Below are 13954 nucleotides of genomic sequence, written 5' to 3'. Positions count from 1 at the left end.
CAGCCCAGATGCGCCGTTTTACGGAAGGAACAGCCATGTCTTCCAACCCGCTCCTTGATCAGGCCGCAGCCGATGTTCTGCGCCCGGATTACGATCGCTCGAAGGTCGAAGCCCGCATGTGCCATATCGGCTTCGGCGCCTTTCACCGCGCCCACCAGGCCGTCTATACCGATGACGTTCTGCGCGCCGGCGGCACCTGGGGCTACCGAGAGATCGAGCTCAGAGGCCCGTCCGCACCGTTGCAGGCGCTCGCCGAGCGCGACTATCTCTACAGCGTCGTCGAAAATGCCGCCGACGGGCAAAAGGCGCGCATTTCAGGCGCGGTTGTCGATCACCGGCACATGGAAGAATGCAGCCCCGAGGGCATCATCGCCGCCATTGCCGATGAAAAGATCGCGCTCGTCTCCATCACCGTCACGGAAAAGGGCTATACGCTCGGCGCCGATGGCGGGCTTGATTTCGACAATCCGGCGATCAAGGCCGATCTCGAAAACCCCGATCAGCCGCAAACAGTCGTCGGCACGCTGGTGGCGGCCCTCGCCGCCCGCAAACAGGCCGGGCAGAAGCCCTTCACCGTTCTCTCCTGCGACAACCTGCCTTCAAACGGCAAGCTTGCCCGCCGCGCGGTGATCGATTTCGCCCGGGCCCGCGACAGCGCGCTTGCCGACTGGATCGAGGAGCATGGCCGCTTCCCCTCCACCATGGTCGACCGCATCGTTCCGGCGATGACCGAGGAAAGCTATCGGCTTCTTGCCCAGCGGATCGGCACCGAGGATCCCGCAGGCATCGTCTGCGAGCCCTTCCGCCAATGGGTGATCGAGGATGATTTTGTTTCCGGCCGCCCGGACTGGGACCGCGCCGGCGCCACCTTCACCGATGATGTCGTGCCCTATGAAAACATGAAGCTCCGCATGCTCAACGGTTCGCACTCCTTCCTCGCCTATCTCGGCTATCTCGGCGGCTATGAAACCATCGCCGAAACCATGCAGGATCCGACCTACCGCAAGGCCGCCCGCGACCTGATGGGCAAGGAACAGATCCCGACGCTTGAGGCCCCCGATGGCATCGACCTCGATGAATATGCCGATGCGCTGATCACCCGCTTCGAAAACCCCGCAATTCGCCATCGCACCTGGCAGATCGCCATGGACGGCAGCCAGAAACTGCCGCAGCGCGCGCTCGAATCAATCGCGCATCACCTGAAGAACGGAACCCCGTGCCCCCGCCTCACCCTGCTGGTCGCCGGCTGGATCCGTTATGTCGCCGGCACCGATGACAAGGGTGCTCCGATCGATGTGCGCGACCCGCTGGCGGACAGGCTGAAGACGCTCGCCAATGGCGGGTCATCGCGTGAAAAGGTCGAGCGCATCCTCTCAGGCTCCGGCATTTTTCCAGCCGCGCTCAGGGAAAGCGTCGGCTTCAAGGAAAGCCTCGCCGAAAGCCTCGAAGGCCTTGGCAAAAACGGCGCACGGAAAATGGTTGCCGATCTCCGATAGATATTTTCGGACATTAAGAGGCCTGTAAGAACGGACCGTTCCGGTGTTTTCGCCGGAACGGCCTTTGTCTGTCCGACGCATACTCAAACGCAAGAGGTATCGCGTCGTTCGGTGAAGACCGCGGTGGACCGCTGAACGCGACGGATCGACGCCGCCAGCAGTTCTTCGAGGAGCGATACGGGGAAAATGGTGCTGCTAGAGAGATTTGAACTCTCGGCCTCTCCCTTACCAAGGGAGTGCTCTACCCCTGAGCTATAGCAGCCCGACTTCGGCCTTGCGAAGCGTGCCCGGCACTGTTTGGTGCAGGCAAGCGGCCTATTGCCATAGCTCCGCTTCAAGTGCAAGACGGGAAACACATTTCTTTTCTCTTATCCGCATTTCGGCGGAAACCAGGCTTTGCGAGAAGGTGGCGAGATGGACAATGCCGATCCACAGAAGAAAAAACCGGACGCCGCGGCGCAGCGCCGGGAGCGCGCGGCCGAGAAACTGCGCGAGAACCTGATGCGGCGCAAACAGCAGTCGCGCGCACGGCGCAAGGGCGCCGCCGACGAGACTGATGGCCTCCCCGCCTCCCGTCAGAAGGACGAGGGCTGACAACAGCGACCGCTGGACTGCCGGTATTTTAGCGTCCCGGAACATAGACATGCCATTTTTCGCTGCTTTGACCGGAGCGGTTCAACGACTTGTCAACCATTGCGATTGATCATGGCCGACGTTTCGTTTAGACGCGCCTGAACTTTCAAGAAGAGGCCGGGTTTTCCCGGAAAATGTGGAATGGATCAAATCAGAGTCGTCGGCGGCAATCCCCTGAAGGGCGTCATTCCCATTTCCGGCGCGAAGAATGCGGCGCTTCCCCTGATCATCGCCTCGCTTCTGACCAGCGACACGCTGACGCTCGAGAACGTGCCGCACCTGGCCGATGTCGAGCTCCTGATGCGCATTCTCGGCAATCACGGCGTCGACATCTCCGTCAACGGCCGGCGCGAGCGCCAGCAGGACGGCTATGCCCGCACCATCCATTTCAACTGCCCGACGATTACCGACACAACGGCCTCCTATGACCTGGTGCGCAAGATGCGCGCCTCCTTCTGGGTCATCGGCCCGCTTCTGGCGCGCGAGGGCATCGCCCGGGTCTCGCTGCCGGGCGGCTGCGCCATCGGTACCCGCCCCGTCGATCTCTTCATAGACGGGCTGAAGGCGCTCGGCGCGGAAATCGAGATCGAGCAGGGCTATGTCGAGGCCAAGGCGCCGAAGGGCGGTCTCGTCGGCCGCCATTATGTGTTCCCCAAGGTCTCCGTCGGCGCCACCCACACGCTGATGATGGCGGCAACGCTCGCCAACGGCACGACCGTGCTGGAAAACGCCGCGCGCGAGCCGGAAGTCGTCGACCTTGCCAATTGCCTGAAGGCCATGGGCGCCAAGATCGAGGGCGCGGGAACGCCGACGATCACCATTGACGGCGTCACCTCGCTTTCCGGCGCCCGCCACACCGTGCTTCCGGACCGGATCGAGACAGGCACCTATGCCATGGCCGTCGCCATGGCCGGCGGCGAGGTGACGCTTGAGAACACCGATGCCGCGCTTTTGAGCTCCGCCATCGAGGCGATCCGGGCCGCCGGCGCCGAGATCACTCCGACGGAAACCGGCATCCACGTCATCGGCCATGGCGACGATATACGCCCGGTCGATATCACCACCGAACCCTATCCGGGCTTTCCGACCGATTTGCAGGCGCAGTTCATGGGCCTGATGACGCGGGCCAAGGGCACGTCGCGCATCGTCGAGACGATCTTCGAGAACCGCTTCATGCATGTGCAGGAGCTTGCCCGTCTTGGCGCCGACATCTCGCTCTCCGGCCAGACGGCGACCATCAGGGGCGTGAAGGAACTGCACGGCGCGCCTGTGATGGCGACCGACCTGCGCGCCTCGGTCTCGCTCGTCATCGCCGGCCTTGCGGCCAGGGGCGAGACGACCGTGTCGCGCGTCTATCACCTTGATCGCGGCTTCGAGCGGCTGGAAGAAAAGCTCACGCGCTGCGGCGCGGTCGTCGAGCGGATCAGCGACTGAGGCCGTTCGCGGCATCATTTTCCTGTCGACACGGGCATTCCCGGCGCGCCAATGGTTGCGCAACGGCTTCTATCGCCTTATCTCGGTAAAAAACCTCGAACCCGCCGGGAAATTTGTCATGTCCACCGATCAGCTGAAACTCATGGCGCTGGATGAAGAAGACCTCGCCATCATCTCGGCGCATGTCCAGGATGCCGTGTTTCTGTCGAAGGACGTGACCTTCTCCAGGGTTGCGGGCCAGTTTCAGCTTCTGTGCAACCGTTTCGTCTGGGAGAAGAAGCGCGGCTTCTTCACGAAGCCCGAACGGCGGCGCGCAGCGCTCGTGTTCAAGCGGGTTACCGCCGTACGCAGCATCGGGCTTGACCGAAAGGCCGACGACGAAGTCTCCAACCTGCTTTCGGTGACATTCGAGAAAACCGGAGACGGGCCGGAAGGCTCCCTGATCATCACCCTTTCGGGCGGCGGCGAGATCGTCGCGGATGTGGAATGTATCGAGGTGCTGCTGGCCGATCTCTCGCCAAGCTGGGAAGCGCGCGGCAAGCCGCATCATCCGCGCTGAGGCAATGTCTGTTTCTGTGACCGGAATGAATTCCTACCTGATTGAGTGAGGCAACCATGGCCATCTGGCTTGATACAGCCGCCGACGACTTTGAAACCGCCTTTACGGCGCTCTTGTCGATGAAGCGCGAAGTCTCCAAGGATGTCGGCGATACCGTCGATGCGATCATCGCCGATATCCGCGCAAACGGCGATACTGCCCTTGCCACCTATTCGGCGCGTTTCGACGATGTCGATTTTTCCGATCCCGCCACGCCGATGAAGGTTGGCACGGAGGAGATTGAGGCCGCAATCGCCGCCGTCGACCCGAAGGTCATCGACGCGTTGCGGCTTGCCGAGGAACGCATCCGCAAGCATCACGCCCGCCAGCTGCCGCCGGATGATACCTATGAGGACGAGATCGGCGTCACCCTCGGCCATCGCTGGACGGCCGTCGAGGCGGTCGGGCTCTACGTGCCGGGCGGGACTGCGAGCTATCCAAGTTCGGTGCTGATGAATGCGGTTCCGGCCAAGGTCGCCGGCGTCGAGCGCGTCGTCATGGTCGTGCCGGCGATGAAGGGCAAGATCAACCCGGCGGTGCTGGCGGCGGCGAAGATCGCCGGCATCACCGAGATCTACCGGATCGGCGGCGCGCAGGCGGTGGCCGCCCTCGCCTACGGCACGGAAACGATCGCCCCGGTCTCCAAGATCGTCGGCCCCGGCAATGCCTATGTCGCGGCTGCCAAGCGCGCCGTCTTCGGCACGGTCGGCATCGACATGATCGCCGGTCCTTCGGAAGTGCTGGTAATTGCCGACGGCGAGAACAATCCGGACTGGATCGCCGCCGACCTTCTGGCCCAGGCCGAGCATGACGCCGCCGCCCAGTCGATCCTGATCACCACCGACAAGGCGCTCGGCGAAGCCGTCGAGCAGGCGGTCGAGCGGCAGCTGAAGACCCTGCCGCGCGGCGAGATCGCCGGTGCGAGCTGGCGCGACTATGGTGCGATCATCACTGTTTCCGATCTCGACGCCGCGCTTTCGCTCGCCAACCGCGTGGCGCCTGAACATCTGGAGCTTGCGGTCGATGATCCCGAAGCGCTGATCCCGAAAGTGCGCAATGCCGGCGCGATCTTCGCCGGGCACTATACGCCCGAGGCAATCGGCGATTACGTGGGCGGCTCCAACCACGTTCTGCCGACCGCCCGTTCGGCGCGCTTTTCTTCGGGTCTCGGCGTTCTCGATTTCATGAAACGCACCTCCATCCTTCGTCTGGGGCCCGAACAGCTGAATAGACTTGCGCCATCGGCCATCGAGCTTGCAGAATGCGAAGGTCTGGGCGCGCATGCACGATCGGTTGCCATCCGCCTCAATCGCAAGGAATAGACATGACGACGGGCGAATACAGGCTGAGTGACGTTGTTCTCGATGAGAGCATCGGCCGCGCTTCGCCCGATGTCGAGCATGAACGCGCCGTCGCCATCTTCGACCTGCTCGAGGATAACCACTTCCACCCTGTCGGTCATCCGGGCGGCCCTTACAAGCTGACGCTCTCGATCATCGAAAAACGGCTGATCTTCGACATCACGCTCGAAAACGGCGACAAGGTTGCGACCCACATCCTGTCGCTGACCCCGTTCCGGCGGATCGTGAAGGATTATTTCATGATCTGCGAGAGCTATTACGAGGCGATCAAGACGGCGAGCCCAAGCAAGATCGAGGCGATCGACATGGGCCGGCGCGGGATCCACAATGAAGGCTCGCAGACCCTTCAGGACCGCCTCAAAGGTAAGATCGAACTCGATTTCGATACGGCGCGGCGCCTGTTCACGCTGTTCTGCGTGCTCTACTGGCGCGGCTGAGCCGTTCTGCGTCAGGGTTTCGAACGTCACGTGAACAAAAAACGACGGCGGGAGCAAACATGGTTCACAAACGTTGAACTATTGTGTAGGTTTCGCCGCAATTCAGCAGCGCCGCGCGCTTGTTTTCAAGCGCAGCCGATACGCTGCAGATCATTGAAGCAACAGTGTCCCCGTCTGTCATGCCGGCAATCGGCCGGGCGGGGATTGAAGCGTTCGGGCCGATCCCGGACGCAGAGAAGAAAAGAAACGAACTAAATGGCTAAAGAAGAAGTACTGGAATTTCCGGGCGTCGTCGTCGAGCTTCTGCCGAATGCGACATTCCGGGTGAAGCTTGAAAACGACCACGAGATCATCGCCCACACCGCCGGCCGCATGCGCAAGAACCGTATCCGCGTTCTCGCCGGCGACAAGGTGCTGGTGGAAATGACCCCCTACGACCTGACCAAGGGCCGGATCACCTATCGCTTCAAGTAGAAGCGCTTGCCTCCTCTCAAGCGTTCGGGAACGGGTTTGACCGTGGCAAAGACAAAACTTGTCCTGGCATCGGCTTCTCCGCGCCGGGTGGACCTTCTGGCCCAGATCGGCGTGACGCCGGACCGCATCCTGCCCGCCGATATCGACGAGACCCCGCTTGCAAAAGAAACGCCGCGGCTCCTGGCCGGGCGGCTTGCCTGCGGCAAGGCCGGCGTGGTGGCCGGGATGCTCGACGACGATGCGGCCTGGCGCGGCGCGGCCATTCTGGCCGCCGATACGGTGGTTGCCGTCGGCAGGCGTATCCTGCCCAAGGCTTCAAGCCAAGACGAGGCGATGTCCTGCCTTTCGCTCCTTTCCGGTCGCAATCATCGGGTTTTCACCGGCCTTTGCGTCAGGATTGCCGGGGATGCTGAGGAAAGCCTGCGCGTTGTCGAGACGCGCGTTACCTTCAAACATCTCTCCAAGAAAGAGATCGAGGCTTATCTCGCGTCCGGCGAATGGCACGGCAAGGCGGGGGCCTATGCCGTCCAGGGCCGCGCAGCCGCCTTCATCGCGCGCCTTGTCGGCTCCTACTCCGCCGTGGTCGGCCTGCCGCTCTACGAAACACAGACGCTACTTTCCGGCCGCGGCTATGACATTTGCCAAGAATGGAGCAAAGATGGGCAATGACAGCGACGCCCGCGTCGAACCGTTAAGAAAACCCCGCAGATGCCCCGAATGCGGGCGTCCCTCGACGCGGGAGAACTATCCCTTCTGCTGCGACCGTTGCCGCCAGCTTGACCTCTCCCGCTGGTTGACCGGGTCCTATGCGATTCCCGTCACCGAGGACGAATCGAAGCCCGGCGGCGAGGAGCAATAGAAACAACTTTTGGTAGCGCAATCTCGGAAAATCTGCGTTTCCCGGTGGATCACCGCGCATTTCTGCACCTTGGATTGCAATTTATGATCGTTTTTTGAACGAACTGCTCTATACTTGTTGGTTGGGAGGTTTTCGTCCGACGGGCGGAAACAGGACATACAAGGGAGCAAGGCAGTGAGACGACACATCTCCAGCCGCCGGAATTCCGTCGCCACGACAGCGACGGCCGATGCGATCGAGGAGCCGGAGTTCATATTCACCGGTCGACTGCGCGCGATGGCCAGTTGGGACGCGGACGACGCCCGAATCATCTATCTTTCAAAACACGCGCGCGGAAAGAGCACAAACTGGGCCTTGTGGCTGACCATTGTCGGCAGCCTCGTCTTCTTTGCGGCCAGCCTTGCCGGCGTCTACGCGCTTGCAGGCCTCATCATACGCGCTGTGTCCTGAGACTAGATCGTTTCCGCCTTCCATGGAAAGGTCGAAACGATCTATCTGTTTGTTTTGACACATTTCCGCGGCCGTCAGATATTTCCATCTGACTGCGAGCCCTTCAGGCGCGCTCCCCGCCGCGATCACATGACGGACTGTTGTCCGCCCGCGCCGACGGCATACCGTTCCCAGGCGCCGCCGGGAGCGGTCGCGGCCTGGAGCGCCGCAAGGTTGGCCTGGGCCTCTTCGGCCGAAACACCCGCCGTTGCCACCCGCTCGGCTTCCTGCTGCTTGCCCTGAAGCGCCAGCACCAGCGCCAGATTGACCCGGACCTCAGGGCTGGCATCGCGCTGGGCGATTGCCTCGCGCAGATAATTTTCCGCCGTCGCCAGATCATGGGTCAGCACGTAGGAAACCGCCATGTTGGACAGCACTTCCGGGTTCTTCGGCGACAATGTGAGCGCCTGACGGTAGCGCATGCGCGCCTCCACCGGCTTGCCCATCTGGTCGAGAATCAGCCCCTCCTGCGAGAAGGTTCGCCAGTCGCGCGGCGACGCGGCTTCCGCATTGCGGATCGTGCGCAGCGCATCGGGGTAGTAGCCAAGCGCTGCCTGCGTTTCGGCATAGTGAAGCAGCGCATCGCCGGAATCGGGATTGCGCGCGGCGACTTCGCGCATCACCTGATTGGCCTCGCCGTAGCGCCCCTCCGCCTTCAGATACTCGGACCAGGCGATGCCCGACTTGACGCTTCCGGGCCTGGAAAGATATGCCGTTTCAAGCCGATAGCTCGCCATCTGGCGCTGCGACGGCGAGAGGCCGGCAATTTCCTCGGCGGACATGTATTGCGCCGTGGTCATCGGCCTGCGCACGCTGGCGCAAGCTGAAACCGTGATGGCCGCAATGACGAGCGCCAGCGCCGCCTTTCTCGAAAGCCCGGTCGGATTGGTCATTTTAAGGCAAACTCCGTCTGTTCTCCGCGCCCCGATCAGCGTAAGGAATCAGTTCCGAGGCTTTCAGACACTTTACAGAAAGTTTTTTCCCGCGAAAGTAGGCGGGACAACACTGACAAGCGAACACAGATGCCCAGTTTCCAGTTCTTCGAACGCCCTTCGCCGTTTTGCCCAGCCGGTCCAGAGACAAAACCGCTCTTTGCGGTGACGCCGGCCGACCTCGAAAGACCGGACATCCTCCCGGACAATATCCGCCGGTTTGGCCGCGCGGCCGGCTTCTCCGCCCGCGAGGGCGAGTTCCTGCTCGTTCACGGCGAAAATGGCGGTGTTGCCGGCGCGCTTTTCGGCCTCGGCAAGGATGCCTCTCCCTTCGCCACCGGTCGTCTTTCCAGGCTTCTGCCGGCCGGCGACTGGCATCTTGCGGGCTTTGAGGGTGATCAGGGCCAGGCGCTGATCGGCTTTGCCGCAGGCGATTACCGGTTCGAGCGTTACCTCAAGCCTTCTTCGGCCGGCAAGGTTCGCCTCGCCCTGCCGGAGGACTGCGACAGGGCCGCGATCGAACGGACGGTTGCGGCGATCTTTCTCGCCCGAGACCTGATCAACACGCCTGCAAACGACATGCAGCCGGACCATCTGGAGAAGGCCTTCGAGAGCCTGGCCCGCCATTATGGCGCTGATTTCAGCGCGATCCACGGCGACGAGCTGCTGAAGGCCGGCTTTCCGCTGATCCATGCGGTCGGCCGCGCCGGGGAGAAAGCACCACGTCTGATGGAGCTGCGCTGGGGCCGCAAGGGCGCAAGGAGCGTCGCCCTTGTCGGCAAGGGCGTCTGTTTCGACACCGGCGGTCTCGACATCAAGTCGGCCGCCGGCATGGGTCTGATGAAAAAGGACATGGGCGGCGGCGCCAATGTCATGGCGCTGGCGCTGATGATCATGGATGCCGGCCTCGACGTCGACCTGCGCGTGATCGTCCCGAGCGTCGAGAACGCGATCGCCGGCAATGCCTTCCGCCCGGGCGACATCTACCGCTCGCGCAAGGGGCTTACCGTGCAGATCGACAACACCGATGCCGAGGGACGCCTCATCCTTGCCGACGCGCTGACCTATGCGGACGAGGAGCTTCCCGACCTTCTGATCGACATGGCGACGCTGACAGGGGCCGCCCGCGTGGCGCTCGGCCCGGACATCGCGCCGTTCTTCACCGACAACGACGCCTTTGCCGACAAGCTTCACAAGAGCGGCGAGACGCTCTCCGATCCGCTCTGGCGCATGCCGCTCTTCGCCGGCTATGACGCCAGGCTGAAAACCGCGATCGCCGACCTCACCAACGCGCCGGGCGGCGGCATGGCCGGCTCGATCACCGCGGCGCTCTTCCTGAAGCGGTTTGTCGGGCGGGCGCGAACGTGGGCGCATTTCGACATCTATGGCCACGCCCCGGCCGATCGCGATTTCGGCCCTGCCGGCGGCGAGGCGCAGGCGATCCGCGCCCTCTTCGAAACGATCCGGACGAGCTGATGGTGATGGAACTCGATCGAAGGCTCCATGCCTTCCGGCCCGATCTCGCCGATGCCCGGCTTTCCGGCATCGTCCATGCGGATCGCTTCGCCGTGCCGACGCCGGCCCAGATCATCGCGCCCGTCGCGCCCTTGCGGCCAAAGCCCTCGGAAGCCGCCTTCATCGACAGCCAGCTTCTCTTCGGCGAAACCGTCGACATCTTCGAACGCAGATCCGGCTGGGCCTGGGTGCAGTCGCGCTTCGACGGCTATGTCGGCTACCTGCCGGAGGCGATGGTGGCCGAGGGCGAGCGCGAGGCGTCCCATGTCATCTCGGTGCCCCGGACTTTCCTTTATCCCGAAGCCGAACTCAAGGCCGGGCCGGTCTGCGCGCTCTCCATGGGTTGCCGGCTGACCTTCGTCGACGAGGCGGAAACGCGCGGCAGCCGCTATTATCTCTGCTCGGACGGCACGGCGGTCTTTGCCGATCATTGCTTTCCGCTCGGCCGCGCCTTCGAGCGCGATCCGGTGAAGACGGCGCTGCGCTTCCTCGAGACGCCTTATCTCTGGGGCGGCAGGTCCGGTTTCGGCCTCGACTGCTCGGCGTTGATACAGATGGCGATGATGATGGCGGGCATCGCCGTGCCGCGCGATTCCGACATGCAGGAGCTGATGGAAGGCGAGCCGGTGACGCGCCGGGCGCTGAAACGCGGCGACCTCGTCTTCTGGAAAGGCCATGTCGGCATCATGGAAGACGCCAAGACCCTCGTCCACGCCAATGGCGCGACGATGCGGGTCACCCGTGAAAACCTCGACCACGCGATCACCCGCATCGCATCCGTCTACGGCAACCCGACGTCGTATCTGAGGCCGCAAAGTAACCCGGTTTGAAGCCAAACTGAAAACGCCGCCCGGAGGCGGCGTTTCTCATACGTTTCAGTGACGCAAATTACTTGCGGGCGCTGAGCGGCACGACCGAACCCTTGTCTTCGGCTGCCGCCGGCTCGTTGACGACGCCTTCTTCGTAGGCGCGGCCGTAATAGCTGTCGAGCAGGACCTGGCGGATTTCCGAGATCAGCGGGTAGCGCGGGTTGGCACCGGTGCACTGGTCATCGAAGGCCTTTTCGGCAACCGCGTCGAGATGGTCGAGGAAGTCGGCTTCGCCGACGCCCGCAGCCTGGATCGATTCGGGGATATCGCAGGCCTTGTTGAGGCTCTCGATCCACTTGACCAGGTTTTCGACCGACTCTTCGTCGCTCTTGCCGCCAAGCTCGAGATGGCGGGCGACTTCTGCATAGCGGCACAGCGCCTTCGGCCGGTCATACTGGCTGAAGGTTGCCTGCTTGGTCGGATTGTCGACCGCGTTGTAGCGAACCACATTGGCCAGAAGCAGGGCGTTCGACAGGCCGTGCGGCAGGTGGAACTGCGCGCCGATCTTGTGCGCCATCGAGTGGCAGACACCGAGGAAGGCGTTGGCAAAGGCCATGCCGGCGATCGTTGCGGCGTTATGAACCTGCTCGCGAGCCTTCGGATCGGCAGCGCCTTGTCTGTAGGCCGAGGGCAGATATTCCTTCAGAAGCTTCAGAGCCTGAAGCGCCTGACCGTCCGAATACTCGTTCGCCATGATCGAGACATAGGCTTCCAGAGCATGGGTCACCGCATCGATGCCGCCATGGGCCGTCAGCGACTTCGGCATGTTCATGACGAGGTCGGGATCGACGATTGCCATGGTCGGCGTCAGTTCGTAGTCGGCGATCGGATACTTCACGCCGGTCTTCTCGTCGGTGACGACGGCGAACGGGGTGACTTCCGAACCGGTGCCCGAGGTCGTGGGCACGGCGACAAACTTGGCTTTGATGCCGAGCTTGGGGAAGTGGTAGATGCGCTTGCGGATATCCATGAAGCGCAGCGCCAGATCGGCGAACTCGACCTCCGGATGCTCATACATCACCCACATGATCTTGGCCGCATCCATCGGCGAACCGCCACCCTGTGCAAGGATGATGTCCGGCTCGAACGAGCGGGCCAGTTCCCAGCCCTTGCGGACAACGGCGAGCGTCGGGTCGGCCTGGACATCGAAGAAGGTTTCGACTTCCATGCCGAGGCCCTTCAGAACGCGGACCGTATCGTTGACATAGCCGTTTTCGAAGAGGAAACGGTCGGTGACGATCAGGCAACGTTTGTGGCCCTTCAGTTCTTCCAGAGCGAAGGGAAGCGAACCGCGACGGAAATAGATCGACGGGGGAAGCTTGTGCCACAGCATGTTTTCTGCCCTCTTGGCCACGGTCTTCTTGTTGATCAGGTGCTGCGGGCCAACGTTTTCCGAGATCGAGTTGCCGCCCCACGAACCGCAGCCAAGCGTCAGCGACGGCGCCAGGCGGAAGTTGTAAAGGTCGCCGATGCCGCCCTGCGAGGCCGGGGTGTTGATAAGAACGCGGGCCGTCTTCATGCGTTCGCCGAAGGTGGTGACGCGTTCGGGCTGCAGGTCCTGGTCGGTGTAAAGCACCGAGGTGTGGCCGATGCCGCCGAGCGCCACCAGTTCCGATGCGATCCGGCTGGCATGGTCGAAGTTCTTGGCCTTGTACATGGCCAGCGTCGGCGACAGCTTTTCGTGGGCAAAGACCTCGTCCTCGCCCGTGCTTTCGACTTCCGCGATCAGAACCTTGGTGCGCGGCGGCACGGTGATGCCGGCCATGGCCGCAATCTTCTCGGCCGACTGGCCGACGATCTCGGCATTCAGCGTGCCCTTCTTGTTCATGATGATGTCGCGAACGGCGCCGGCCTCATTGCCCGACAACACATAGCCGCCATGGCTGATGAAACGCTCGCGGACCTTGTCATAGACCTTGTCGACGGCGATCACCGACTGTTCCGATGCGCAGATAACGCCGTTGTCGAAGGTCTTCGACATCAGGATCGAGGCGACGGCGCGCTTGATGTCGGCATATTCGTCGATCACGGCAGGCGTATTGCCGGCGCCGACGCCGATCGCGGGCTTACCCGACGAATAGGCGGCCTTCACCATGCCGGGCCCGCCGGTGGCGAGAATGAGGTTGATGTCCGGGTGGTGCATCAGCGCATTCGAGAGCTCCACCGAGGGTTCATCGATCCAGCTGATGATGTCCTTCGGCGCGCCGGCCTTGACGGCGGCTTCGAGAACGACCCGGGCGGCCTCGCAGGTCGAGCGCCTGGCGCGCGGGTGCGGCGAGAAGATCACCCCGTTCCTGGTCTTCAGGCTGATCAGCGCCTTGAAGATTGCGGTCGAGGTCGGGTTGGTGGTGGGCACGATGGCGCAAATCAGGCCGACAGGCTCGGCAACCGTGAAGATGCCGTATTCCGGCTCTTCCGAAAGGATGCCGCAGGTCTTGTCGTCCTTGTATTTGTTGTAGATGTATTCCGAGGCAAAGTGGTTCTTGACCACCTTGTCTTCCATGACGCCCATTCCGGTTTCCTCATGCGCCATACGGGCAAGCGGAATGCGGGCATCGGCCGCGGCAAGGGCGGCGGAACGGAAAATGAAGTCGACCTGTTCCTGGGTATAGGTCGCAAACTTCTGCTGCGCTGCCTTCGTCCGGGCAACGAGCTGGTCAAGTTCGGTCGTGCTGATGGCCGGCATGGGACTACTCCTGCGCTATTTGCCGGAACGCCCGGCGGTTTCAGTGGTTGGCGGACGGCACGGGCCGGTCTTGGGGGCGACCCAGCAGTCTTCTTGGCCAGTCTCGCGCCGCAATTCGTCACCGGTATGACGCCGGCGGGGCTCCAAAAACTATCCCGGAAGAAGACCGTC

14 protein-coding genes and 1 tRNA gene are annotated in these 13954 nt (G+C 62.7%); 12 read left to right on the top strand and 3 right to left on the bottom strand.

Translation table 11 applies throughout. The features are described from left to right. Nucleotides 1-35 precede the first annotated feature (35 nt). Nucleotides 36-1496 carry a mannitol dehydrogenase family protein gene (locus JET14_RS02345; protein WP_200336630.1) on the top strand — a complete coding sequence of 487 codons (1461 nt, stop codon included), beginning with the start codon at nt 36-38 and terminating at the stop codon, nt 1494-1496. A gap of 187 nt (nt 1497-1683) precedes the next feature. Here JET14_RS02345 and JET14_RS02340 read toward each other — a convergent pair. After that, a tRNA-Thr gene (locus JET14_RS02340) sits at nt 1684-1758 on the bottom strand. Nucleotides 1759-1910: 152 nt separating this feature from the next. On the opposite strand from JET14_RS02340, the gene JET14_RS02335 reads away from it, so the two are divergent. The 9 genes from JET14_RS02335 (at nt 1911) to JET14_RS02295 (ending at nt 7742) form a co-directional block, all read left to right on the top strand. Beyond that, entirely contained in the window at nt 1911-2090 is a 180-nt protein-coding gene (locus JET14_RS02335) for a hypothetical protein (protein ID WP_138749880.1), read from the top strand. A gap of 180 nt (nt 2091-2270) precedes the next feature. After that, nucleotides 2271-3563: a UDP-N-acetylglucosamine 1-carboxyvinyltransferase gene (gene murA / locus JET14_RS02330; protein WP_200336629.1), complete on the top strand. Its 1293-nt coding sequence runs from the start codon at nt 2271-2273 to the stop codon at nt 3561-3563. Between the two features lie 118 nt (nt 3564-3681). Then, nucleotides 3682-4122, top strand: coding sequence for a DUF2948 family protein (locus JET14_RS02325; protein ID WP_200336628.1), 441 nt, complete (start codon nt 3682-3684; stop codon nt 4120-4122). A 56-nt stretch (nt 4123-4178) separates the two neighbouring features. Then, nucleotides 4179-5483: a histidinol dehydrogenase gene (gene hisD, locus JET14_RS02320; protein WP_200336627.1), complete on the top strand. Its 1305-nt coding sequence runs from the start codon at nt 4179-4181 to the stop codon at nt 5481-5483. Nucleotides 5484-5485: 2 nt separating this feature from the next. Then, on the top strand, nt 5486-5959 hold the full coding sequence (locus JET14_RS02315; protein WP_200336626.1) for a UPF0262 family protein: 474 nt from the start codon (nt 5486-5488) through the stop codon (nt 5957-5959). 255 nt (nt 5960-6214) lie between these two features. Then, nucleotides 6215-6433 (top strand): translation initiation factor IF-1, encoded by a 219-nt coding sequence (infA, locus tag JET14_RS02310; protein WP_024708546.1) that lies wholly within the window; start codon nt 6215-6217, stop codon nt 6431-6433. Nucleotides 6434-6469: 36 nt separating this feature from the next. Further along, entirely contained in the window at nt 6470-7102 is a 633-nt protein-coding gene (locus JET14_RS02305; RefSeq protein WP_200336625.1) for a Maf family nucleotide pyrophosphatase, read from the top strand. Further along, a complete protein-coding gene (gene yacG, locus JET14_RS02300) occupies nt 7092-7292 on the top strand; it encodes a DNA gyrase inhibitor YacG (RefSeq protein WP_246750475.1) in 201 nt (66 codons plus the stop codon). The genes JET14_RS02305 and yacG overlap by 11 nt, the downstream gene beginning before the upstream one ends. Before the next feature lie 174 nt (nt 7293-7466). After that, nucleotides 7467-7742, top strand: coding sequence for a hypothetical protein (locus JET14_RS02295; protein ID WP_200336623.1), 276 nt, complete (start codon nt 7467-7469; stop codon nt 7740-7742). A gap of 125 nt (nt 7743-7867) precedes the next feature. Here the strand turns inward: JET14_RS02295 and JET14_RS02290 are convergent, their stop codons facing one another. Further along, nucleotides 7868-8674 carry a tetratricopeptide repeat protein gene (locus JET14_RS02290; RefSeq protein WP_200336622.1) on the bottom strand — a complete coding sequence of 269 codons (807 nt, stop codon included), beginning with the start codon at nt 8672-8674 and terminating at the stop codon, nt 7868-7870. Between the two features lie 129 nt (nt 8675-8803). On the opposite strand from JET14_RS02290, the gene JET14_RS02285 reads away from it, so the two are divergent. Then, nucleotides 8804-10189, top strand: a complete 1386-nt coding sequence (locus tag JET14_RS02285; protein ID WP_200336621.1) for a leucyl aminopeptidase family protein — start codon at nt 8804-8806, stop codon at nt 10187-10189. 5 nt (nt 10190-10194) lie between these two features. Further along, complete coding sequence (locus tag JET14_RS02280; RefSeq protein WP_200337963.1) at nt 10195-11058, top strand: C40 family peptidase; 864 nt, start codon at nt 10195-10197, stop codon at nt 11056-11058. A 58-nt stretch (nt 11059-11116) separates the two neighbouring features. On the opposite strand, the gene adhE is transcribed toward JET14_RS02280, so the two are convergent. After that, complete coding sequence (adhE, locus tag JET14_RS02275) at nt 11117-13783, bottom strand: bifunctional acetaldehyde-CoA/alcohol dehydrogenase (protein ID WP_200336620.1); 2667 nt, start codon at nt 13781-13783, stop codon at nt 11117-11119. Between the last annotated feature and the right edge of the window lie 171 nt (nt 13784-13954).

Source organism: Martelella lutilitoris (assembly GCF_016598595.1).
In the GTDB taxonomy this organism is placed as follows: Bacteria; Pseudomonadota; Alphaproteobacteria; order Rhizobiales; family Rhizobiaceae; genus Martelella; species Martelella lutilitoris_A.
Note: the sequence above shows the minus strand (reverse complement) of the source record. Positions and strands in the feature narration are given on the sequence as shown.

Coding starts and splice junctions, on each gene's coding strand:
- murA (WP_200336629.1), top strand. CDS start 2,271: ATGGATCAAATCAGAGTCGTCGGCGGCAATCCCCTGAAGGGCGTCATT.
- JET14_RS02285 (WP_200336621.1), top strand. CDS start 8,804: ATGCCCAGTTTCCAGTTCTTCGAACGCCCTTCGCCGTTTTGCCCAGCC.
- JET14_RS02345 (WP_200336630.1), top strand. CDS start 36: ATGTCTTCCAACCCGCTCCTTGATCAGGCCGCAGCCGATGTTCTGCGC.
- infA (WP_024708546.1), top strand. CDS start 6,215: ATGGCTAAAGAAGAAGTACTGGAATTTCCGGGCGTCGTCGTCGAGCTT.
- hisD (WP_200336627.1), top strand. CDS start 4,179: ATGGCCATCTGGCTTGATACAGCCGCCGACGACTTTGAAACCGCCTTT.
- yacG (WP_246750475.1), top strand. CDS start 7,092: ATGGGCAATGACAGCGACGCCCGCGTCGAACCGTTAAGAAAACCCCGC.
- JET14_RS02325 (WP_200336628.1), top strand. CDS start 3,682: ATGTCCACCGATCAGCTGAAACTCATGGCGCTGGATGAAGAAGACCTC.
- JET14_RS02335 (WP_138749880.1), top strand. CDS start 1,911: ATGGACAATGCCGATCCACAGAAGAAAAAACCGGACGCCGCGGCGCAG.
- adhE (WP_200336620.1), bottom strand. CDS start 13,783: ATGCCGGCCATCAGCACGACCGAACTTGACCAGCTCGTTGCCCGGACG.
- JET14_RS02315 (WP_200336626.1), top strand. CDS start 5,486: ATGACGACGGGCGAATACAGGCTGAGTGACGTTGTTCTCGATGAGAGC.
- JET14_RS02280 (WP_200337963.1), top strand. CDS start 10,195: ATGGAACTCGATCGAAGGCTCCATGCCTTCCGGCCCGATCTCGCCGAT.
- JET14_RS02290 (WP_200336622.1), bottom strand. CDS start 8,674: ATGACCAATCCGACCGGGCTTTCGAGAAAGGCGGCGCTGGCGCTCGTC.